Annotated in this window: 19 protein-coding genes; 10 read left to right on the forward strand and 9 right to left on the reverse strand. The window is 74.2% G+C overall.

Going from position 1 to position 21,325, the window contains the following annotated elements; translation table 11 throughout:
- The first annotated feature begins 1 nt into the window (after position 1).
- The 7 genes from BUE43_RS06860 to BUE43_RS06890 all read left to right on the forward strand — a co-directional run bounded on the left by BUE43_RS06860 (position 2) and on the right by BUE43_RS06890 (position 8,508).
- A complete protein-coding gene (locus BUE43_RS06860) occupies positions 2-742 on the forward strand; it encodes a glucose 1-dehydrogenase (RefSeq protein ID WP_073480547.1) in 741 nt (246 codons plus the stop codon).
- 337 nt (positions 743-1,079) lie between these two features.
- The gene (locus tag BUE43_RS06865; protein ID WP_143173998.1) at positions 1,080-1,628 is read left to right on the forward strand and encodes an EF-hand domain-containing protein; all 549 of its coding nucleotides are present in this window, start codon (positions 1,080-1,082) and stop codon (positions 1,626-1,628) included.
- Positions 1,629-1,955: 327 nt separating this feature from the next.
- Positions 1,956-3,350 carry a methyltransferase gene (locus BUE43_RS06870; protein ID WP_083959412.1) on the forward strand — a complete coding sequence of 465 codons (1,395 nt, stop codon included), beginning with the start codon at positions 1,956-1,958 and terminating at the stop codon, positions 3,348-3,350.
- A 45-nt stretch (positions 3,351-3,395) separates the two neighbouring features.
- Positions 3,396-4,637, forward strand: a complete 1,242-nt coding sequence (locus tag BUE43_RS06875; RefSeq protein WP_083959413.1) for a cytochrome P450 — start codon at positions 3,396-3,398, stop codon at positions 4,635-4,637.
- A 26-nt stretch (positions 4,638-4,663) separates the two neighbouring features.
- Complete coding sequence (locus BUE43_RS06880) at positions 4,664-6,256, forward strand: tryptophan halogenase family protein (RefSeq protein ID WP_073480550.1); 1,593 nt, start codon at positions 4,664-4,666, stop codon at positions 6,254-6,256.
- Between the two features lie 171 nt (positions 6,257-6,427).
- A complete protein-coding gene (locus tag BUE43_RS06885; protein WP_073480551.1) occupies positions 6,428-7,144 on the forward strand; it encodes a flavin reductase family protein in 717 nt (238 codons plus the stop codon).
- A complete protein-coding gene (locus BUE43_RS06890; RefSeq protein ID WP_073480552.1) occupies positions 7,117-8,508 on the forward strand; it encodes a cation:proton antiporter in 1,392 nt (463 codons plus the stop codon). Before BUE43_RS06885 ends, BUE43_RS06890 begins: the two co-directional genes overlap by 28 nt.
- Here BUE43_RS06890 and tsrT read toward each other — a convergent pair.
- Positions 8,462-10,135, reverse strand: a complete 1,674-nt coding sequence (gene tsrT, locus BUE43_RS06895; protein ID WP_073480553.1) for a tryptophan 2-C-methyltransferase — start codon at positions 10,133-10,135, stop codon at positions 8,462-8,464. The two genes, BUE43_RS06890 and tsrT, sit on opposite strands and share 47 nt — an antisense overlap.
- 401 nt (positions 10,136-10,536) lie before the next feature.
- Here tsrT and BUE43_RS06900 point away from each other — a divergent pair, with 401 nt between their 5' ends.
- Positions 10,537-11,709 carry a mechanosensitive ion channel family protein gene (locus tag BUE43_RS06900; RefSeq protein ID WP_073480554.1) on the forward strand — a complete coding sequence of 391 codons (1,173 nt, stop codon included), beginning with the start codon at positions 10,537-10,539 and terminating at the stop codon, positions 11,707-11,709.
- Between the two features lie 648 nt (positions 11,710-12,357).
- On the opposite strand, the gene BUE43_RS34085 is transcribed toward BUE43_RS06900, so the two are convergent.
- From BUE43_RS34085 to BUE43_RS06910, 3 genes are all read right to left on the reverse strand, one after another.
- Entirely contained in the window at positions 12,358-12,513 is a 156-nt protein-coding gene (locus BUE43_RS34085) for a hypothetical protein (RefSeq protein ID WP_159447702.1), read from the reverse strand.
- 670 nt (positions 12,514-13,183) lie between these two features.
- The gene (locus BUE43_RS06905; RefSeq protein WP_073480555.1) at positions 13,184-14,161 is read right to left on the reverse strand and encodes a sensor histidine kinase; all 978 of its coding nucleotides are present in this window, start codon (positions 14,159-14,161) and stop codon (positions 13,184-13,186) included.
- Positions 14,162-14,234: 73 nt separating this feature from the next.
- On the reverse strand, positions 14,235-15,122 hold the full coding sequence (locus BUE43_RS06910) for an MEDS domain-containing protein (protein ID WP_073480556.1): 888 nt from the start codon (positions 15,120-15,122) through the stop codon (positions 14,235-14,237).
- A 530-nt stretch (positions 15,123-15,652) separates the two neighbouring features.
- Between BUE43_RS06910 and BUE43_RS06915 the strand changes: the two genes are divergently transcribed.
- Positions 15,653-16,129, forward strand: a complete 477-nt coding sequence (locus tag BUE43_RS06915; protein ID WP_073480557.1) for a MarR family winged helix-turn-helix transcriptional regulator — start codon at positions 15,653-15,655, stop codon at positions 16,127-16,129.
- A gap of 327 nt (positions 16,130-16,456) precedes the next feature.
- The gene (locus BUE43_RS06920) at positions 16,457-16,918 is read left to right on the forward strand and encodes an STAS domain-containing protein (protein ID WP_083959415.1); all 462 of its coding nucleotides are present in this window, start codon (positions 16,457-16,459) and stop codon (positions 16,916-16,918) included.
- A 29-nt stretch (positions 16,919-16,947) separates the two neighbouring features.
- Here the strand turns inward: BUE43_RS06920 and BUE43_RS06925 are convergent, their stop codons facing one another.
- Genes BUE43_RS06925 through BUE43_RS06945 form a run of 5 tightly spaced genes read right to left on the reverse strand, consistent with a single transcriptional unit; the run spans position 16,948 to position 21,256 of the window.
- A complete protein-coding gene (locus tag BUE43_RS06925; RefSeq protein ID WP_143173999.1) occupies positions 16,948-18,489 on the reverse strand; it encodes a PP2C family protein-serine/threonine phosphatase in 1,542 nt (513 codons plus the stop codon).
- A gap of 4 nt (positions 18,490-18,493) precedes the next feature.
- A complete protein-coding gene (locus BUE43_RS06930) occupies positions 18,494-19,483 on the reverse strand; it encodes an ATP-binding SpoIIE family protein phosphatase (RefSeq protein WP_073480558.1) in 990 nt (329 codons plus the stop codon).
- Positions 19,480-19,902, reverse strand: coding sequence for an anti-sigma regulatory factor (locus tag BUE43_RS06935; protein WP_407697095.1), 423 nt, complete (start codon positions 19,900-19,902; stop codon positions 19,480-19,482). The genes BUE43_RS06930 and BUE43_RS06935 overlap by 4 nt, the downstream gene beginning before the upstream one ends.
- Entirely contained in the window at positions 19,899-20,396 is a 498-nt protein-coding gene (locus BUE43_RS06940) for an STAS domain-containing protein (RefSeq protein ID WP_073480559.1), read from the reverse strand. The genes BUE43_RS06935 and BUE43_RS06940 overlap by 4 nt, the downstream gene beginning before the upstream one ends.
- Positions 20,396-21,256: an STAS domain-containing protein gene (locus BUE43_RS06945; protein WP_143174000.1), complete on the reverse strand. Its 861-nt coding sequence runs from the start codon at positions 21,254-21,256 to the stop codon at positions 20,396-20,398. The genes BUE43_RS06940 and BUE43_RS06945 overlap by 1 nt, the downstream gene beginning before the upstream one ends.
- Positions 21,257-21,325 lie beyond the last annotated feature (69 nt).

Consider the following 21,325-nt stretch of genomic DNA (forward strand, 5'->3'; position numbering starts at 1 on the left):
AATGCGTGTCCTTGACGGAAAAGTGGCGGTGGTGACGGGCGGCTCGCGCGGGATCGGGCGGGCGGTGGTGCAGCGGTTCGCCAGGGACGGCGCGGCCGTCGTGCTCAGCTACCTGCGCAACGAGGACCTGGCCCGCCGGGCCGTCGCCGACGCGGGCGCCGCCGGCGGCCGGGTGCGCGCGGTGCGCGCCGACCTGGCGAACCCGGGCGACGTGGCGCGGCTCTTCGACACCGCGGAGCAGGCGTTCGGCGGGGTGGACGTGCTGGTGAACAACGCCGGCGAGGTCGTGGCGGCGCCGATCACCGAGACCACCGAGCAGATCTACGACCGGCTGATGGCCGTCAACGCCAGGGGAACCTTCTTCGCCATCCAACAGGCGGCCCAGCGGCTGCGCGACGAGGGCGCGATCATCAACATCTCCACGGCGAACACCGTGATGCCGGAGCCGGGCGTGGCCGTCTACGCCGCGAGCAAGGCGGCGGTCGAGCAGTTCACCCGGGTCGCCGCGTGGGAGCTGGCCGGCAGGCGGATCACGGTCAACACCGTCTCGCCGGGGGCCACCGACACCGACCTGCTGCGGTCGGGGAACCCGGAGGAGGTCCTGGCCGCGGCGGTGCGGATGACGCCGCTGGCCCGGCTCGGCCGGCCCGGTGACATCGCCGACGTCGTCGCCTTCCTCGCCGGCCCGGACGCGCGCTGGATGACCGGCCAGAACCTGCGGGCGACCGGGGGGTTGGCCTGAGGGCCGGCGCGGGGTGGGCCGATCTCGGGGCGTCACCCACAGGAACCCCGCCGTCCCCCGCCACGACGCACCGGGGCCGCCCCGCCCACCTTCGGGGCGGCGAACCGAGATCAGGAATGGCGACGACGGCACTTTCGCGGGATTCTCCGTGTCCCTCGGTGCGATGTTCGGTGATTAGTTCACCCACGAGCGGCATTTTCCGACGACCGGCAGCGGTGCACTCCGTCGTCGCTTGCCCGGCCCCGAACACCGTGGTTGTGTTGGCGCCGGGGTGATGGCGGAGACGCCGGCCCGCCGAGGGCCGATGCGCTCCGTTTCGGGACACAGGGAGGAAATCATGGCAGTGGCATCGGGCGACCTGCGGCAGCGCAAGATCGCCAAGAGTTTCGAGGCCCTCGACGTGACCGGTCGGGGCACGGTGTCGCTCAGCGACCTGGAGGACCAGGTCCGGCGGATCGCGGCCGAGTTCGGTGTGCCCGTCGACGCGCCGCAGTCCGTGAAGCTGTTCGACGCGGACCGCCGCGCATGGCAGGAGCTGGTCAAGGCCGTGGGCAAGAGCCCAGAGCAGGAGCTCACCCTGGACGAGTACGTGCAGGGCGTCACGAGCATCCGGCAGCAGGAGATCCGGAAGGCGATGACGCAGTACTCCGAGGCGTTGTTCGAGGTCGTCGACTCGGACCGGAACAACAAGATCTCCAAGGACGAGTTCGTGCGGTACGGCAGGGCGCTGGGCGTCCCGGCCGACGAGGCCGGCAACGTGTTCCAGCGGATGGACGTCGACGGTGACGGCGAGCTGTCCAGGAACGAGTTCGCGCGCAACATGTACGACTTCTTCGCCGGCACCGACGCCAAGGCCATCGGCAACGAGCTGATCGGCCGGATCTGAGCCGCGCGGGCGGCGCGGCCGCGCCCGGCGCCGCCGTGCACGCCGCCGCCGTGCTCGACGCCGACCGACGAATCGACCGAGGGGCGGGCCGCTCTTGGTGAAGTGCCCGACCGGGGTCGGCGAGATTGACGCCCGACTGATTGTCTGGAAGGCCCGAGGAATGCCGTTCCGCTCGCCGAACCCGTTCGAACAACCATTCCTCCCCGATCCCGCCGACGGTGTTTGCCGGGATCGGGGAGGAAACGTTCCTCCCGGGAACCGGTGGATTCCGGGAAGGTCGCGCCCCCGGAATTCCCCGCCCACTCCCTCGCCCCCACTGGAGTTTTCGTGACCACCACCGCCCTGTGCCCCACCATCCCCGTGGACCGCCCCGACGCGCTGCGCCAGCTCCGCGCCTTCTACGTCGACGTGCTCGGGTTCACCGCCACCACCCAGAGCGAGTCGGTGCTGCGCCTGGCCTCACCGGTGGACCCCCGGCTCCGGCTCGACTTCCAGCGGGTCGACGGCGCCGGCGCGGAGCGGAAGGGGTTCCAGCTCACCGTCGAGGTGCTGGACCTGGACCGGGCGCACGCCGAGGTGGTCCGGCAGGGCATGCGGCTGGCCCGGCCGCTGGTGACCGAGGGCGTCCGCCGGTCCTTCGTGGTCGTGGACCCGGCCGGCCTGCTCGTGGAGGTGGTGGCCGAGGACGCGGCGAGGGTCTTCGGCGGGGCGCCCGCGCTGCGCCGGCTCACCGACCTCGTCACGCCCGCCGCGGTGCGCGCGGTGGTCCGGCTGGGCGTGGTGGAGCTGGCGGCCGGCGGCCCGACCCGGCTGGCCGACCTGGCCGAGCGGTCCGGCGCGGACGCCGGCGCCCTGGAGCGGCTGCTGCGGCACCTCGTCGGCTGCGGGGTGTTCGCCGAGCCCTCCCCGCGGGTCTTCGCGCTCACCGACGTCGGCCGGCTGCTGCGGGACGAGCACCGGGGCAGCCGGATGGACTGGATCGACCCGGAGGGGATCAGCTCCCGGATGGACCAGGCGCTGCTGGCCATGACGCACTCGATCCGCACCGGGGAGGCGGTCTACCCGCTGCTGTTCGGCCGGTCGTTCTGGAAGGACCTGGCGACCGAGCCCGACCTCGGCGACGGCTTCAACGCGGTCATGGGCGCGTCGACCTCGGTGGTCGCGCCCCGGCTGGCCGCCTGCCACGACTGGTCGCAGGTCGGCCAGGTGGTGGACGTGGGCGGCGGCGACGGCACCCTGCTCATCGAGCTCCTGCGGGCCCACCCGCACCTGTTGGGCACGCTGGTGGACCTCCCGCACACCGCGTCCGCGGCCCGCGCCAACCTCGTCCGGGCCGGGGTCGCCGACCGCTGCGTCGTCGTGCCGGGCAGCTTCTTCGACCCGCTGCCCTCGGGCGCCGACGTCTACGTCCTGTCGAACATCCTGCACGACTGGGACGACCTGGAGGCGGAGCGCATCCTGCGGCGCTGCGCGGAGGCGGCGGGGCGCCGGGGCCGGGTCCTGGTCTCCGGCCTGCCGCTGGACGCCCCGGTCGAACGGGAGCTCACCACCCGGCTCGACCTCATGGTGCTGGCGTTGTTCGCCGGCCGGCTGCGCAGCGCCGAGGACCTGGTGCGCCTGGCCGCGACGGTGGGGCTGGCGCCGGCCTCCACCCAGGTCGTCGCCGGCGTCTGCCTGCTCACCGAGTTCGTCACGGAGTCCGTCCCCACGGCGTCGGCCTGACGCCCCATGCCGGAACCACACCCTACGGCCGAACGGGAGCACCTCGTGGGCGGTGGCCTCCAGGACACGCTCGTCGACCTGTCCGATCCCCGGTCCTTCGCGGACGGTGTCCCGCACGCGGTGTTCGACCGCCTGCGCGCCGACGACCCGGTGCACTGGACCGGGACCGACTGGGGCGCCCCCACCGGCGGCTTCTGGTCCCTCACCCGGCACGCCGACGTCGTCGCGGTCTCCCAGGACCAGGAGAACTTCACCTCCGCGCTCGGCGCGATGTACCCGAGCTGCCCGGAGACGGTCGCCCTGCAGAAGGGCGCGATGATCCTGCACGACCCGCCGGAGCACACCCGGCTGCGGCTGCTGACCGCCAGGGGCTTCGGCCGCCGCGGCGTCGCCCGCCTGGAGGGGTGGGTCCGCGACCTGGCCGCGCCGCTGGTCGCCGGGCTGCGCCGACCGGGCGTGCTCGACTTCGTCGCCGAGGTCGCCGCCGCCCTGCCGGCGCAGGTGATCGCGGCCCTGCTCGGCGTGCCCGACGCCGATTTGGACCACATGGTGCGCTGGGCGCACGCGATGGTCTTCGGCGGGGTGGACGAGAACGGCGTCGACGCCTCGCTCCAGGCGGCGTTGGAGGCGTTCGAGTACGCGGACTGGCTGCGCGAGCAGAAGCTGCGCCAGCCGGCCGCGGACGTGATGACCGAGCTGGCCTGGGCCGACGTCGACGGGGAGCGGTTGCGCTCCGCCGACTACAACGCGTACTTCCTGCTGCTGGTCACGGCCGGCATCGAGAGCACGCACACCCTGCTCGGGCAGGCGGTGCGGCTGGCGCTGGAGGAGCCCGCGGTCGAGCGGCAGCTCCGCGCCGCGGCCGGAGCGGGCCGCATGGAGGGCGTGGTCGAGGAGCTGCTGCGGCACGTCTCGCCGGTGATGCACATGGCGCGCCACGCGCGGCGCGACGTGCGGATCGGGGACCGTGTGATCGCCGCGGGCGACATGGTGCTGCTGTGGTACGTCGCGGCGAACCGCGACCCGGAGGTCTTCCCGGACCCGCACCGCTTCGACAGCACCCGCCGTCGTCCGCACGTGACGTTCGGCGGCGGCGGTCCGCACTACTGCCTCGGCAGCCACCTGGCCCGGCTGGAGGCGCGGGTCCTGCTGACGGAGCTGTTCACCGCCGGACCCCGGCTGGAGCTGGCCGGCCCGCCCCGCAGGGGGTGGAGCGTGTTCGCCAACCACCTGCGCGAACTCCCCGTGCGGGTGCGGAACCGCACCGGCGACGCGGAGCGCTGGTGAACCACCCACGCGGAGACGGGAGGCAGATGGACCACCGGATCAGAAAGGTCGTCGTGCTCGGCGGTGGCACCGCGGGCTGGATGACCGCCGCGTACCTCGGGAAGGCGTTGCACGGCACGGTGTCCGTGACGGTGCTGGAGGCCCCGACCATCCCGAAGATCGGCGTCGGCGAGGCGACCGTGCCGAACCTGCAGAAGCTGCTGTTCGACTTCCTTGGCCTGCCCGAGGAGGAGTGGATGCCCGAGTGCAACGCGAGCTTCAAGATGGCCGTGAAGTTCGTGAACTGGCGCACCCCGGGGGAGGGGGAGCCGACCGCGCGGTGGGTGGACGGCCGCCCCGACCACTTCTACCACTCCTTCGGGACGCTGCCGAGCCACGACGGCATCCCGCTGTCGCACTACTGGGTCCACGACCGACTGCGGGGGCGCACGGACGACCCGTTCGACTACGCCTGTCTGCGCGAGACACCGGCGATGGACGCGAAGCGCGCGCCCCGCTGGTTCGACGGCAACCGGGCGATGCCCTACGCGTGGCACTTCGACGCCCACCTCGTCGCCGACTTCCTGCGGCGCTTCGCCACCGCTCGGCAGGGCGTCGAGCACGTGCAGGACGAGCTGGTGGACGTGGAGTTCGACGAGCGGGGCTTCATCACCGCGCTGCGGACCCGGCAGGGGCGGCGGCTGGACGGCGACCTGTTCGTGGACTGCTCCGGGTTCCGCGGCCTGTTGATCAACCAGGCGATGGGCGAGCCGTTCGTCGACATGAGCGACCACCTGCTGTGCGACAGCGCCGTCGCCGCGGCCGTGCCCCAGGACAGCGCGCGCGAGGGCGTGGAGCCCTACACCTCGGCGATCGCCATGAAGTCCGGCTGGACGTGGCGGATCCCGATGCTCGGCCGGTTCGGCACCGGGTACGTCTACTCCAGCCGGTTCGCCGAGCCCGACGAGGCGGTGCGGGACTTCTGCGCGCTGTGGGGGCTCGACCCGGAGACCGCGCGCCTCAACCGGATCAGGTTCCGGGTCGGCAGGAACCGGCGCGCGTGGGTGCGCAACTGCGTCGGCATCGGCCTGTCGTCGTGCTTCCTGGAACCCCTGGAGTCCACCGGGATCTACTTCATCACCGCCGCGATCCACCGGCTGGTCACGCACTTCCCGGACCGGCGCTTCGACCAGGCGCTGATCGACCGGTTCAACCACGAGATCGAGACGATGTTCGACGACACCCGGGACTTCATCCAGGCGCACTTCTACTTCTCCCCGCGCGTGGACACCCCGTTCTGGAAGGCCAACAAGGAACTGCGGCTGGCCGAGGGCATCCAGGAGAAGGTGGCGATGTACCGGGCGGGCATGGTCGTCAACCCGCCGGCGAGCGACGACGAGAGCACGGTCTACGGCAGCGTCGACCTGGACTTCCGGAAGGTGTGGACGAACGGCAACTACTACTGCGTCCTCGCCGGACTCGGAGTGCTGCCCGACCGCCCGCTGCCGCTGCTGCTCCACCGGCCCCGGTCGCTCGACTCGGTGGAGAGCCGGTTCTCGACGGTCCGCGACCGGCAGCGGGAGCTCGTCGCGACGCTGCCCTCCAACTACGACTACCTGCGTCGCCTCCACGCGAAGTGAGGGCGGACAGGGGTTTTCCGGGCGCGGATCGCCCGTCGCGCGCGGGTTGGTGAGACTGGAATCCGAACGGTTCGGGTCCGTCCGGCACGGTGATCCCTACCCTGGACGGCACGAGCCTCCCACGTTGCCACCGGTGGCCGCCGCCGAACCGGTGGGGAGCAGGGGGAAACCGTGGGTGTCGCGCCGCGTCCGCCCCGACCGGCCACCATTCCGTCCAACACCGTTCTGTCCGGCACCGTTCCGTCCAGCACCGTTCCGTCCAACACCGCGCCGGCGGTGGCCGCGGACGCCTTCCGCCGGTTGATGAGCGCCTTCCCGACCGGGGTCGCCGTGGTGACGACCCGGGACGAGAACGACCGTCCTCGGGGGCTGACCTGCACGTCGTTGTCGAGCGTCACCCTGGTTCCGCCCACTCTGCTGGTCAGCCTGCACAGCGCGAGCGGCACGCTGCGCGCGTTGTGCGGACGGCGCGGCTTCGCGGTGAACCTGTTGCACGACCGGGGACGGCGCGCCGCCGAGGTGTTCTCCTCGCCCGGCCTGGACCGGTTCGCCGAGGTGTGCTGGCGGCCCGCCGGGTTGGCCCGGCTGCCGTGGCTGGCGCATGACGCCTTCGCGCTGGCCGAGTGCCGGCTGACCGGCACCGTCGAGGTCGGGGACCACACGTTGGTGCTGGGCGAGGTGGTCCACGTGACGCAGACCTCCGACGTGCCGCTGCTCTACGGGTTGCGGTCCTTCGCCTCCTGGTTGACGGACTCCCCGCCTCCCCGTCCGGACCCGGCCCCGGCCCCGGACGGGGAGGGCACGGCCGTGGGCGCCTCCTGGGAGAACCCGGCGTCGGGTGGCGAGGAGGAGGGGGCGGCGTGGACAGCGGACAGGAGAACGCGGTAGGCGCGGTGGCTGGCGGGCGAAGGGCCCTGTGGCCGCGGCTGGTCGCGCCCGCGCTGGCGGTCGGGGCGCTCCTGGTCGCGCTCGTCCCGTGGTCGCTCGCGCCCGAGGAAAAGTCCACAGTGGACAGTGATCCGGTCGCCCGGCTGCTGCTGGCGGTGACCGTCGTCCTGGTCGTCTGCCACCTCCTCGGCGCGCTGTGCGCCCGGCTGGGGCACCCGCCGGTGATCGGGGAGATCCTGGGCGGGGTGGCGCTCGGCCCGTCCGGGCTCGGACTGGCCTGGCCGGCGGCGCGGGACTGGCTGTTCCCGCCGACCGTGCTGCCCGCGGTCGGGCTCGCCGCCCAACTCGGCCTGGTGACCTTCGTGTTCCTCGTCGGCTGCGAACTGCGCGTCGACCAGGTGCGAGCGCGTCGCCGGGCTCTGGGCGCCGTCGTCGCGGGCGCGACCGGACTGCCCTTCGTCGCGGGCGTGGCCCTCTCGGTGCTCGCCGACGACGTCCTGGGCACGCGCGGGCCGGCCTCGGCCGTGTTCCTCGGGGTGGCGCTGTCGATCACCGCGCTCCCGGTGCTCGCCCGCATCCTGACCGACGTGGACCTGGCCGGGACCCCGGTCGGCACGCTCGCCCTGGGCTGCGCCGCCGTCGGCGACGCGCTCGCGTGGGGCGCGCTCACGGTCCTGCTCGCCGCGACGACGGCCGACCACGGCTCCTGGACGACGACGGTGGTGTTGACCGTCGCGTTCGTGGCGTTCGTCGTCGGGTGCGTGCGGCCGGCGCTGGACGCCGTCGTCCGGCGGGTGGTGTCCCGTCCGTCCTCGCGGCACCTGCTCCTGCCGCTGCTGGCTGCGGGGGCGCTCGGCGCGGCCGCCGCGACCCAGCTCATCGGCCTGCACCCGGTGATCGGCGCGTTCCTGTTCGGCACGGTCGTTCCCCGCCACTCCGGGGTCGTGGATCGGGTGGACGAGCTGCTGCGGGGCTTCACCGTGACGGTCCTGCTCCCGCTGTTCTTCGCCGGCGTCGGGCTGGGCGTCTCGCTCGGGGCGTTCGGGAGCTCCCCCGCGCACTGGCTGGTGTTCGTCGCGGTGCTCGTGGTGGCCAGCGCGACGAAGTTCGTCGGCGCGGGCGTGGCGGCCGGCCTGGCCGGAGCGCCGAGGGGCGAGGCGGTGTGCCTCGGGGTGCTGCTGAACTGCCGGGGCGTCACCGAGCTGGTCGTGGCCAGCATCGGGTTGCGGTTCCACCTCGTCGACACCTTCGGGTTCACCGTGCTGGTGCTGGTCGCGTTGCTCACCACGGCGGCGACCGGCCCGGCCACCCGGTGGGTCACGTCCCGGACACCGGGACCGTGGGCGCGGCGGCTTCCCGCATGATCCGGTCCCGGTCACGCCAGTGGGACCAGTACGCCCCCCGGTACTCCAGCGCGGTCAGGTGCAGCAGGAACGGGTTGTCGGCGTAGTTGTTGTCCTCCTCGGTCAGCCCCGGCTCGGTGGGGAGCATGACCCGGTGGTGCTCGTCGGGCGGGACGAGCGACCGCAGGAGCCGCAGACTGTTGCGCCACCGCCCGGCCGGGGCGCGCAGGGTCGCGTCGTCCTCCGGCAGCTCGGGGGAGAAGTAGCACACCGGCCGGAACCGGCCGCGGGCGTCGAAGAGGAACTGGCGCTCGTACGAGACCCGGTCGGGGCAGGCGGCGAGCGGGGTGAGCACGATCGGGTCCAGGGCGGTGTTGGACTGGAGGCCGGGCACGGTTCGCAGGCCGCCGCACTGCTCGGCGAGCTGCATTCCCAGCGGGGCGTAGGGGAAGATCCGGATGCCGAGGGTGTAGCCGACCACCGTGGCGTCCAGGGCCAGCGTGCGGCGCACGCAGTCCGCCATGGTCTCCGCGGTCTCGCCGGGCATCCCGAGCAGGACCTCCACCATGGTGGCGATCCCCCGCTCCGCGCCCAGCGCGCAGACCCGCTCCAGGTCAGCCCAGGTGTGGTAGCGCGCGCCGCCCCTGGTGACCTTCCAGACGTCCAGCAGCTCGTCCCGCACATGGTCGGGCGCGACGTTGATGCCGGCGCACCCGGCCGCCAGCAGCAGGTCGGCGAACTCCTCGTCGAACGGCGCGGGCTGGATGTAGACCCACAACCGCATGTCGCGCAGCGGGGACCCGGGGTCGGCGCGTCTGCGCCGGACGACCTCCCGCAGCACCGCCTTGCTGTGCGCGATGTTGAGGTTGAACTCGCTGTCGGCGGTGTGCAGGTCGAGCACGCCCTGGCGGAGCAGCGCCTCCATCTCGTCGACCACCGCGCCGACCTCGCGGCGGGCGAACCGGTTGCCCTTGGCGTCCGGCTCCACGCAGTAGGAGCAGGCGAACGGGCAGCCGTTCTTGGTCAGCACGACGCCGAGCCCGCCGCGCTGGTAGTACCGGAGGTTGTCGACCCGCCACGGCTGGCCGGAGGTCCGGGTGTAGGCGGCGCCCCGGTTCACCTGTCCCACGCGGCCGGCGTCGTCGAGGTCCGGTCGCGCCTGGCGCACCGCGCCGCCCTCGTTGATGATCAGCCCGGGCACCCGGTCGGGCGGGTCGCCCCGCAGCACGGCGTTGGCCAGCAGGACCAGGGGGACCTCGCCGGGCCCCTTGATCCCGAAGTCGAGGTCCAGGTGGTCCACCAGGGCGAACGGCAGGGAGGAGAACCCCACGCCGCCGCCGACGACCGGCGCCGCCGTGGCCGCCCGGATCTCGTCGACGATCTCGCGGTGCTCGTCGACGAACCCGCGTTGCTGCTGCGCGTAGACGGTGTCGGTGTTGCGGATGGTGATGCCGACCAGCAGCGGGCGCCGGGTCGCGAAGTAGGCCCGCACCAGCGGCCGCCAGTCGTCTCGGTCGAAGGTCAGGTCGAGCACCTCCACCGAGAACCCGTCCGCCTCCAGCGAGGTGCTCAGGATGTCCAGGGCGTAGGGCGCGATCGGCGGGTGCACCTTGTTCGGGTTGACGAGCGTGACGAGCGCCTTGCCCATGTCTCTCCTCACCCGGTGGCCGGAGGGCGCCCCCTGGCGGGGTCGCCCGAGGGCCGGATCAGTGTCGAAACGTCCGATTCCGCGACGCAAGGCCGCCGCTGCAGCACCGCCGGTCCGGGTGACGCGGTTCCACCCAACACCGGGGGAACCCCGCCGGCGGCCGCAGGAGGTTGGTCGCGGGTGGGCGTGGCGTACTTCACCGTCGCGGGTGAATTCCAGGTCAGGCGGGGTATGGATCTCCCGGGGGCGGGGCGCGGCGGGCCGACCGTGTGACCGGTCCGCCCCGAACGGGTAGGGCTCACCGAAGGGTGGCGGTGCTGGCCCGCTGCTGGCCGACTGACGGCCGGCCGACCGCTGGCCGCCGCCCCGATCGGCTTCGGTGAGCGGAAGGAGTCCCCGGTTTGTCCGCGCGGTGGCAGGACCTGGTCGTGCTGGTGGCGTTGGTGGTGGCCAGCGCGCTCGTCGCGCTCGCCGCGGTCGCCCTGCTGCACCGGGTGCTCCGCCGGATCGGCCGGCGGGCGGAGCTGGTCGCCGAGCTGGCCGCCCGCGCCTACCGCCCCGGGCAGGTCCTGGCCGTGGCGCTGGCCGTCCACCTCGTGCTGCTGGGCGGCACCACCACCGGAGCCTGGCGCGACCCCCTGCTGCACGCCCTGCTCCTGGTGTCGATCGGGGCGACCGCGTGGCTGGTGGCCGCGCTGCTGATGGTCGTCGAGGACGTCGCGCTGGCCCGCATCCGCACCGACGTCCGGGACAACAGGCACGCGCGGCGCATGCACACCCAGATCACCCTGATCCGCAGGGTCACCGTGGTCGTGGTCGCGGTGCTGGCCGGCGGGACGATGCTGGTGACCTTCCCCTCGGCGCGCGCCGCCGGCACCACCCTGCTCGCCTCGGCCAGCGTCATCGGCGCCATCGCCGCGCTGGCCGCGCAGTCGTTGCTGGGCAACGTGTTCGCCGGCATGCAGATCGCCTTCAGCGACGCGATCCGGCTCGACGACGTCGTGGTCGTCGAGGGGCAGTGGGGGCGGATCGAGGACATCACGCTCACCTACGTCGTGGTGCACGTGTGGGACGACCGACGGCTGATCCTGCCGACGTCGTACTTCATGAAGACGCCCTTCGAGAACTGGACCCGCCGCGAGTCGGCGTTGCTGGGCACCGTCGAGATCGACCTGGACTGGACGGCCCCGGTCGCCGCGATGCGGGACGAGCTGCGCCGCGTGGCGGAGGGCACCGACCTGTGGGACGGCCGGGTGTGCGTGCTCCAGGTGACCGAGGCGACGCACGCGCTGGTGCGGGTGCGCGCCCTGGTCAGCGCCGCGGACGGCCCCACCCTGTGGGACCTGCGCTGCCTGGTGCGGGAGGGCCTGGTGGACTGGCTCCGCCGCGAGCACCCCGACTCCCTGCCGCGCGTCCGGGTGGCCGCGCCCGACCGGCCGTCGCGGTCCGACTCGGCCGCCGCGCCGACCCCGCCGGCCGCGGCGTCGGGCTCCGACGGCGACGCGCGGGTGTTCGGCGAGACCGCCGACGGCGAACGCCGGGAGCAGACCTTCAGCGGTCCCCACCGCTCCTGACCGGCGCTCTCGCCGCAGGGGCGAAATGCCTGGCGCGTCCGGGTTTTCCCGCAATGCGGCCGAACGCGTCGTCAGTGGTCGGAGGTCAGGGCCAGGAGACGTTGGGCGGTAAGGACTGCGACGCCTTCGCCGGATGCCTCGTTGAGCTGGGTGGCCATGAGTCCTGTCGCTCGTCGGTCCTGACGTCGGTCGGTGCTCAGGTGGTCGGGAGCCCGGCGGAGGTGCGGACCAGGTGTGGCCGCAGTCCCCACAACCAGCGTGAGTGCCGGGGGAGCGTCTTGTTTCGCTCAGTCGGCCCACTGCGGGCGCTTCACCTCGGGCGACGAACGGGCTCTGCCGGCGTGCAGTCGGTGGTTCCGTCCGGGTCGGGTCACGGGTGGGTGTCAGGCGCCATCAGCCGCGTCACCTCGATCAGAGGCAGCGCGGCGCGCAGGCGTTGTTGTCGCCGGACCGGCCTGGCGGAGAGCGGAACGCCGTGGGCACGCGGACCGGCGGGAACCGCGGCCAGCGAGCCTGGAGGCGAAGCCCAACAACGCCTGGGCGACCGCGAGGGCGACCGGCTCCGCGTCGGTGTGCTGTCGACGGTCGACCTCGTCGGGGTCTGCCTGCCGGTAGTTGTCGGTCCTGTCGTGGAGTGCGGTCAGAAAATCATCCCGAACTGATCTCGAACGCCCGTCGTGCGGAGCACTCCGGACGCCTCGCGGGGTAGCGGTCGACTTCGTGGGAGACGTAGCCCTTGTCGGCGGTGGTCAGCAGGCCGAGGCGGTCGGTGAGCGGGCAGGGCTGGCGGTCGCGGGCCGCCATGAGTCCTGTCGCTCGTCGGTCCTGACGTCGGCCGGTGTTCAGGTGGCTGGGAGCCCGGCGGAGGTGCGGACCAGGTGTGGCCGCGGTCCCCACAACCAGCGTGAGTGCCGGGGGAGCGTCTTGTTTCGCTCAGTCGGCCCACTGCGGGCGCTTCACCTCGGGCGGGGCCGGGCGCGCTCTGCCGGTGCGGAGTCGGTGATCCAGACGGTGGCCGGTTCACGGGGTGGGGTCGGCGGGCGGACAGGCGTGTGACCTGCTTGGCCGGCGGTGGGGCGACGAGGCGGCGGGCGGGCGACGGTTGTCGTTGGGCCGGCCCGGCAGATGTTCGGATCGCGCCGGGCATCCGGGCGGGTGGAAACCGCAACCAGCGGGCCCGGACCCCAAAAGTGCTTACGCCACCGTGGGAGTGACCAGCTCCGCGTGGGGACAGCTTGGGTGGTTGAGCTTCCCGGGGCCGCCCTTCGGGGAGTTGTCGATGTCGACGCGGAGTGCGGTGGGAAGGGTGATCGGGCGGGTCGGCACGAGCTGGTCTTGAGCGGCCTTCTGGCTGCTTCCGGTCACCGCTTCGACTTCGGAACCACTCGTTCAGGCGCGGCCGGACGAGCGGGGGCTGAGGACGGGACGCGACGGGACGCGTGGCCCGCCTCGCCGCTCGACGGCGGCGAGGCGGTCAGTCCACCGCCATGTGCAGGCGGACCACCGTGCCCCGGCCCGACGTGCGGACCTGGACGAGGTCGCAGAGCTGGTTGACCATCCACATGCCGCGGCCGCCGTCCTGGACCAGCGTCGGGCGGCGCCGGCCCACCAGCGGGTCCGCGATCCGGCCCCGGTCGCTGACCTCGCACACGAGCACCGGGCCGGCGGCGTGCGCCGCCACCCACAGGCGCAGCCGGCCCCGGCCCCCGCCGTGCCGCACGCTGTTGGCGGCCACCTCGTTGGCCGCCAGGACCAGGTCGCCGGCGCGGTCGACGGGCAGGCCCGCGCTGGCCGCCCGCCGCGTCACCAGCTCCCGGACGGCCCGCAGGCCGCCGTCGCGGAAGGTGAGCTCGGCCGCGTCGTCGGGGGCCGGCGGCAGCGGGTGGTCGAGCAGCTGCCCGGCCGCCTCCGCCAGGCCCACCCAGCCCAGGCTGGGCCGGTGCTCGCCGTCCTGCAGCACGTAGGGGTGGGTCTGCCGGGACCGGTCGACCACCCCGGCGTCCAGCGCGGACATGTCGTAGGGGCACAGCAGCCACCAGGCGGGCGAGTCGTGGAACGCGAGGTTGAGCAGGAACTCGTGCCGCTCGCACTCGACGAACTCGTCCTCGCTGCGGCCGGCGTAGGCGGGCTCGCCGATGCCCCGGACCCGGCGGCCGTCCGGAGCCTGCTCGGCGAGGAAGTCCTGCCAGGCGGAGATGATCCGCCCCGGGTTGCGGCCCAGCTCCGCCATGTCGGCGAAGCACACCCGCTCGGCGTCGCCGCCCAGCGCGGCGCGCAGCATGTCGATCTTCGGTCGCGGCACGACGACCAGGATCGGCTCGGCGGCGGCCACGGCGTCCCTGACGAACGGCACGATGCCGGCGAGGAACTCGGCCTCGCCCCGGTAGAGGTACGCCTCGTGGCGGAACTCGGTCGGCGTGGGCGGAGCCCCCGGGCCGGTGGTCGTGGTCATGCGCCACCTCCTGGAGCCCGCCGCGCCGGACGCGGGTGGACACGCGGGGACCGGGCCCTCACGCGCGGGCCGGTCATGCCTGGATCTCCACTCCACAGTCGCCGTCCTGGTCGTAGCCGAGGAGTTCCCACCACCTACGGAACTTCCTCGGCGCGGCCTGCACCACCAGGCGCACGCCGGGACGACGTGACTGGGCGGCCAGCGCCAGTGTGCGCATCCCGGTCACGTCGATGAACCGCAACCCGGACAACCGCAACCGCACCGTGGCCGCCGCGTCACCGTTGGGCTCCCGCGCCGGCCCGTCGGGCGAGTCGCCGTCGGACAACGCCGTCTCCAGAGCGGCCCGGAAGGCCGCCGCGTTGGACAGGTCAACCTCGCCGTGCACCTCCCAGACATTCTGCCCGTTGCTCCACATGCGGAAACCGCGGTCGGGCCGGTTCTCCCCGATCTCCAGCCCGTGCACGCACATCACCTGCGCCACCGTGCCGGGGTCGAACCGGCGGGCGCGGTAGGCGCAGACCACGATCGCGCCCATCTCGGCCACCATGCGGCCCAGGCGCAGCTCGAAGTCGACCAGGGTCTCCAGGGTCGGGGCGGGCGGGTGGTCCAGCAGCCACTCCATGTCGGCCAGCACCCGGACGCCGCGGTAGCCCTCGTGGCAGGCGGCGGCCGTCTCCCTGGCGAACACCTGACCCATCGCGTCCGGGTCGAGCGCGTCGGACCGGAGGGGGGACAGTCTCGTGTGCTCGGGCAGCTCGGGCAGGTGCGTCGCGCGCGCCGCTCCACCGGCCCGTGAGCCGAGGACGAACAGCTTGTCCCCGGCCCGGGCGCCGTCGGCCAGGCACCAGCGGGAGAGGCGTTCGTACTCCTCGGCAGAGCCCACGATCCAACCCACGTGATCACCTGGCTGGAGCGGGTCCAGCCGCACGGCGTCGCGGGTTCCGGTCCCCACGTCCTCCATCGCTCCTGACACTACTCCCTGTGTTGGATCGGTGACAGCACCGTCCTGCTCCTGGCGGACCGGGGGCGTGGTCCGTCCGGCCGCTTCCCGACGCGCCCGGCGGCCGCGCGCCCCCGCCGTTCTGTCCACTGTGGACGATGAGGGCGGTCCGGCCGCACGCGGTCGCGCCACTGGCGAGGAGTCGCACGACTGGTCGACGCGGCAGGTGGCGGAGGCCGTCCCGGTCGGTCCGCGCGGGCTGCCGCCAGCGCCGCCGACGAGCCGGGCCGCACGGGTCGCCCCGGCGGACCGGGCACGGAACGGGCTGGTGAGCGCTGTTGTCGATGCCGAGATCGCGGGCGTGGACAATGTGCCCCGAAAGGAGGCCAGCGGTGCGCGGAGCGGGCGAGGTCGCCGGTGGGTCGGGGTCGGGCGACCGCGACACCGGCCGGCGGCGGGCGCCGGGGGCGCGGGGGCTGCCCCCCACGTCGACGTCCGCGTCCTCCGGCGCACCGGCGAGCCCGTGATCAGCTGACGTGTTTGAGCGGAGAATGGCGCAGGTTCGAGATCCCCATCCTCTTCCCGCCGACCTGCCCGCCGCGGTGGCCGCCGCGGCCGAGGCGCTGGTGACCGCCTGGGGGCACGGGACGGAGACCACTCACCCGAAGGTCTCGCCGTCCCAGCTGCGCGCCCTGCTGGTGGTGGAGAGACACCACGACATCAACCTCGGCGGCCTCGCGGAGGAGCTGGGTGCGATCCCGTCCTCGGCGAGCCGGCTGTGCGACCGGCTCCAGGCGGCCGGCCTGCTGGCCAGACGGGGCGGGCGGGCCGACCGGCGGGAGGTCACGCTGACGTTGACCGGGGACGGCCAACGCGTGCTCAACCACCTGCGCACCGCTCGACGCGCCGAGCTGGGCCGGGTCCTCGACGCGATGACCCTCGTCGGCCGGTCCGCGCTGCTGGCGGGGCTGGAGGAGTTCCGGGCGGTCGCGGTCGAGCTGGGACTGGTCCGCCAGGACCCCGGTTAGCTCCGCCACCGCGACGAGAACGGCGTTGCCGCCACGGCGCCCCGCGCCGCGGGCGCGCCCGACGCCGCCGTCCCAGGGGGCGGGCGGTTCGGCCAGGGTGGACGCGGCGGAACGCGGGCCCCGCATCCGTCACCTCCTCGGCCACGGTCTTTGTCGTGCGGCAAAAGCGTAGCGGACGACCGGCCGGCGACCGACCCGCCCACCACGGTGCGTGACCGCCCCGACCAGGCTTTGTTGTCCCTGGGCAAGAATCGGCGTTACGGTCGGTTGCCCGCGACGGGCGCACCCGATCAAGCTGCCGTGCGAAAGGACACGTGAGGCGATTCCATGGAGCCGACCAGCCGCCAGGACGGAAGCGGGACGCAGGAGCCACCGGGCGCCGCGCCCCCGGCGTCGCCGGGCACGTCACCGGACCAGGACGCCACGGCCGGCTCGCTGCTGAGACTGCGCAGCCAGTGGCGCGGCGCGGACGTGGTGGTGGTCGCCGCCGACGGCGAGATCGACATGCTGACCGCGCCGACGCTGCGGGACGAGCTGGCCGGCCACCAGTCCGCCGGCGCCCGGGTCGTGGTGGTGGACCTCGGCGGTGTCGGGTTCCTCGCCTCCAGCGGCCTGGCGGTCCTCGTCACCGCGCACAGCGAGCTGGCCGCGCGCGGCGCGCAGCTCCGCCTGGTGGTGCGCAACCGGGCGGTGTCCCGGCCGCTCGCGCTCACCGGGCTGACCACGGCCCTCGCGCTCTACCCCGACCTGCCGGCCGCGTTGGCCGACCCGCCGCCCTCGGCGAACTGACCCGGCCCGGCGCGGCGGCGGGGGAGCCGTCAGGCCGCGTCGGACCGGCCGGACTGGCCGGGCCGATCGGACTGGCCGGACGGGTCCGGGTGGCGGTACAGCAGCAGGCAGACGTCGTCCTCGTGCCGGCCGGCGCCGAGCAGCGCGTCCAGCAGGTGCTGGGTGGTCCGCTCCGCCGGCCCGCACGGGGCGGCGCTCCAGGCCGCGACGAGCCGGGCGAGCCCGGCGTCCAGGTCGCTGTCGCGCCGCTCCACCAGCCCGTCGGTGTAGAGCAGCACCTCCCCGCCGGGCGGCAGCTCGGTCTCGTGCTCGGGCACCGACACGTCGACCGGCACGCCCAGCAGGGGCGCCTGGGGCCGCTCCACCGACGTCACCCGGCCGTCCGGGCCGCGCAGCAGCAACGGCAGGTGCCCCGCGCTGGCCCACCGCACGACAGACGCCCCGGGGTCGAGCACGGCGACCTGGGCGGTGGCGAACAGCCCGGTCCGCTGCTGGCGGAGCAGGTCGTGCACGAGCCGGAGCGTCATGCCGGGCCCGTGCCCCTCCACGGCGTAGGCGCGCAGCGCGTTCTGCAGCTCGCCCATCAGCACCGCCGCCTCCAGGCCGTGGCCGGTCACGTCGCCGATGGCCAGCACCAACGAGCCGTCCGCGCGGAAGAAGGCGTCGTACCAGTCGCCGCCGATGTTCACGCCGCGCGTCGCCGGGCGGTACTCGGCCCACACGTGCGCGCGGTCGCGGGGCGGCAGCGTCGGGAGCATGGCGCGCTGGAGCGTCTCGGCCAGCTCGCGCTCCCGCTCGTACTCCCGCGCGTTGCGCAGGGCCAACGCGGCCCGGCTCGCGATGTGCGCGGCCAGGTCCTGCTCGTCGGGGCGGAACGGCGTCGCGGTGCGGCACAGCGCGAGCACGCCCAGCGGCTGCGGCCCCACGCGCAGCGGCAGGCACAGCCGCCGGTCGGCGTGGTCCAGGCGCGCCGCGTCGGACCGCAGCACCTGCGCGGTGTCGACGCCGGCGGCCTGCCCGTCGGTCGTCGGGTCGGCCAGCGGCTGGTGCAGCCGTCCCCGCTCGTCGACGGTCCAGATGTGCACCTCGTCGGCGAACTCCTGCTGCCGCAGCAGGCGGACCAGCGTGCCCAGCACCTGCTCGGGGTCCAGCGACACCGCGAGCTCCCGGCTGATCCGGTCGAGGAACGCCAGCCGCCGGCGCTGCTCCTCCAGTTGGGCGTGCAGCGCCAGCAGGCCGGCGTTGGTCTGCTCCAGCTCGGTCTGGTGCCAGGCCAGCGCGTCGGTCTGCTGGTCGAGCAGGTCCAGCAGCGGGCGCAGCACCCGGTCGTCCACCGGGGCGCCGGCGGCGATCTCGGCGAGCTGCCGCCGCGCCTCCGGCGCGTCGCCCTCCACGCGCACCCGGACGGTGCCGCCCTCCCTGGCCAGCCGGCGCAGCCAGGGCGCCGTCTCGGCCAGCAGCCGGGCCCGGTGCGCGGCGTCCAGCGGGAGCCGGGCCGCGGTCTGGGCCAGCCCCTCGCGGGCGCGGTCCGCCTCGGCCGCGCCGGTCACCCGGTAGTGGAGATCGGTCACGGCGCTACCACCGGGCCCCGGCCAGCGCCAGCACGCACACGTCGTCGCGCCGTCGGTTCGCGTGCCACAGCACCCACGCTGCCACGGTCGTGGGGTCGTGGCGCGTCAGCCCCGGCCAGTCGGCCAGCGACCAGCGGTCGCTGACCCCGTCGGTGGACAGCACGAGCAGGCTCTCCGGACCCCACGGGTGCACCGTGTCGATCAGCGCCGGCCGGTTCTGGCCGACCCCGACGATGCCGGGCCGGGAGACCAGGCGCCGCGCGCCGGCCGACCGGTCGGCGTGCAGCCGCGCCGCGACGTTGCCCATCCCGACGAACCGGAGCCGGCCGGTGCCGTGGTGCACCTGGGCCACCGCGACCGCGGCCCCCCTGGTGCCGGCCAGCCCGGACCGCAGCGTGCCGAGCAGGGCGGCGGGGTCGGCGTCGGGGTGCTCCCGGACCAGGGCGACCGCCCGCCGGCTCGCCGCGGCCGCGGCCGGGCCGTGCCCGAGCCCGTCGCTGACGAGCACGGTGAGCACGCCCGAGCCCCGGACCGCGGTCCAGGCGTCGCCGGAGACGTCCTCGCCCGGCGCGGGCACGCCCACCGCGCCCACGACCGGACCGAGCCGCTCGGCGCGCCGCCACCGGGCGAGCACGACCGTGCCGGCGCCGGGCAGCGAGAACAGGTCGAACTCGTCGGCCGCCCTGCGCACGGTGCCCAGGCCGGCCCCGAGCGTGCCCGCCGTGGAGAAGCCGTCCCGCATGCTGTCGCTGACCCGGGCGATGCCCGGGCCGAGGTCGAGCGCCAGCAGCTCCAGCCCGGCCGGGCCCTGCTGCGCCAGCAGGCTGCCGCCGCCGGCGTGCCGGACCAGGTTGCTGGCCAGCTCGGTGGCGGCCAGCGCCACCCGGTCGACCACGGCCTGCGGCAGCCCGGCGACGTGCGCGGCCCGCACCGCCAGCGCCCTGGCCGGGCCCACGTGGCCCGGCTGGTCGATCCGCAGGTCGGGTCGGCTCATCGGACGACGCCGCCGGAGGTCGAGCTGATCGTCACCGTGGTGCCCCGGCCCGGCGTGGACTCGATGTGGAACTCGTCGACCAGCCGCCGCGCGCCGCCCAGCCCGAGGCCCAGCCCGGAGCCGGTGGTGAACCCGTCGGTCAGGGCCTGGTCGAGGTCGGCGATGCCCGGGCCGTGGTCGACGAACACCAGCCGCACGCGCACGCCGGGGCCGGCCGGCTCGGCGCTCACCGAGACCTCGCCGCCCCCGCCGTGCACCAGGGCGTTGCGGGCCAGCTCGCTCGCCGCGGTGACCAGCTTCGTCTGCTCCACGAGGGAGAACCGCCCCCGCACCGCGATGTCCCGCACCGTCTGTCGCACCCGCACGATGTCCAGCTCGGTGGCGATCGTCACCACCCTGGCCTCCATCGCGGTGCTCACCCCATCTCCCGCACCCGGGGGCTCGGCGGGAGTTGCTCGTGGGCGCCCACGTTCTCCCTCCGCCCACGGCCGACGTCCGACGACGGGTGCTCCGCGGCGGGCGGCGGGACCGTCGACGCGGGCGATCCCGCGGACTGTCGCACACCCAGCATGGTGAAGGCGACGTCCACCGACGGCGCGGTGCGCAGCCCGCGCAGCGGCAACCCCAACTCCACCAGGGTGATCGCCACGGCGGGCCGGATGCCGACGACGACCGCGGTCGAGGCGAGCATCGCCGCCGTCGCGCTGATGTCGTGCAGCACCTTGGCCAGGAACGAGTCGACGATGTCGATCGCCGACACGTCGATCACCACGCCCCGCGCTCCGGTCGCCGCCACCCGCTCGGCCAGGTCCTGCTGGAGCCGCAGCGCCAGCTCGTCGTGCAGCTCGACCTGGATGCTGACCAGCACCACGTCGCCGAGGGTGAGGACGGGAACCGCTCCCGTTGGCCGCACTACGCGTTCTCCGCCCTGGCCACCAACAGGCCGATGCGGCGCAGCGCGTAGGCGAGGGCGTCGGCGAGGGTGCCCTGGGTGTTCACCTCGCCCAGCTCGATGCCGAGCTGCACCATCGTCTGGGCGATCTGCGGGCGGATGCCGCTGATCACGCACTCGGCGCCCATCAGCCGGGCGGCCATCGCGGTCTTGAGCAGGTGCTGGGCGACCATGGTGTCGATGGTGGGCACACCGGTGATGTCCAGGATCGCCACCGCGGCCTGGTGGTCGACGATGGCCTGCAGCAGGCTCTCCATGGCGACCTGGCTGCGCGCGCTGTCCAGGGTGCCGATCAGCGGGACCGCGAGCACGTTGTCCCACAGCTTGATCACCGGCGTGGACAGCTCCATGAGCTGTTGCTGTTGGTAGGCGATGATGTCGGCGCCCGCGCTCAGCGCGGTCTCCACCACGGCCAGCCGCAGCGTGTCGAGCGCCGTGCTCAGCAGCACGGCGTGCGCGGTGAGGTCGTCGTCGCCCCGCCGGTGCCGCGTCCACAGGTCGAGCACCGGCTGCTTGAGCCGGCTCAGCTCCAGCGCGGTCTGGCTGGGCGACTCGCCGTGCCGGGTGCGCATCGCGACGAGGTCGCCGAGCAGCGCGCGCACCTGGAGGAACCCGGGCGCGGCGGGGTCGTGCGCCCGGCCGGTGCGCGCGGCGTCGGCCACGGCGGCCAGCACGGCGCGGCAGTCGGCTCTGGCCTGCTCCGGCTCCTGACCGCCGTGCTGTGCGAAGAACCCCGCCCGCAACCAGTCCTCGGTGATGCGTTCCTCGTGCTCCAGAAGGAAGTCCGCGACGTCGTCGTTGGCGTTCTGGTCGAACGTCATGGCCATCGTGTGCACAGCTCCGGCGGGTCGGGGGTGGGCTCGGTGTTCGTCGCGGTGTTCGCCGCCCGC

It is taken from the genome of Streptoalloteichus hindustanus (genome assembly GCF_900129375.1).
Lineage (GTDB): Bacteria > Actinomycetota > Actinomycetes > Mycobacteriales > Pseudonocardiaceae > Streptoalloteichus > Streptoalloteichus hindustanus.

What these genes read in the sequence shown, in the direction of transcription:
- BUE43_RS06860 (WP_073480547.1), top strand. Translation starts at nt 2, where the DNA reads ATGCGTGTCCTTGACGGAAAAGTGGCGGTGGTGACGGGCGGCTCGCGC.
- BUE43_RS06865 (WP_143173998.1), top strand. Translation starts at nt 1,080, where the DNA reads ATGGCAGTGGCATCGGGCGACCTGCGGCAGCGCAAGATCGCCAAGAGT.
- BUE43_RS06880 (WP_073480550.1), top strand. Translation starts at nt 4,664, where the DNA reads ATGGACCACCGGATCAGAAAGGTCGTCGTGCTCGGCGGTGGCACCGCG.
- tsrT (WP_073480553.1), bottom strand. Translation starts at nt 10,135, where the DNA reads ATGGGCAAGGCGCTCGTCACGCTCGTCAACCCGAACAAGGTGCACCCG.
- BUE43_RS34085 (WP_159447702.1), bottom strand. Translation starts at nt 12,513, where the DNA reads ATGGCGGCCCGCGACCGCCAGCCCTGCCCGCTCACCGACCGCCTCGGC.
- BUE43_RS06905 (WP_073480555.1), bottom strand. Translation starts at nt 14,161, where the DNA reads ATGACCACGACCACCGGCCCGGGGGCTCCGCCCACGCCGACCGAGTTC.
- BUE43_RS06910 (WP_073480556.1), bottom strand. Translation starts at nt 15,122, where the DNA reads ATGGAGGACGTGGGGACCGGAACCCGCGACGCCGTGCGGCTGGACCCG.
- BUE43_RS06915 (WP_073480557.1), top strand. Translation starts at nt 15,653, where the DNA reads ATGGCGCAGGTTCGAGATCCCCATCCTCTTCCCGCCGACCTGCCCGCC.
- BUE43_RS06920 (WP_083959415.1), top strand. Translation starts at nt 16,457, where the DNA reads ATGGAGCCGACCAGCCGCCAGGACGGAAGCGGGACGCAGGAGCCACCG.
- BUE43_RS06930 (WP_073480558.1), bottom strand. Translation starts at nt 19,483, where the DNA reads ATGAGCCGACCCGACCTGCGGATCGACCAGCCGGGCCACGTGGGCCCG.
- BUE43_RS06945 (WP_143174000.1), bottom strand. Translation starts at nt 21,256, where the DNA reads ATGACGTTCGACCAGAACGCCAACGACGACGTCGCGGACTTCCTTCTG.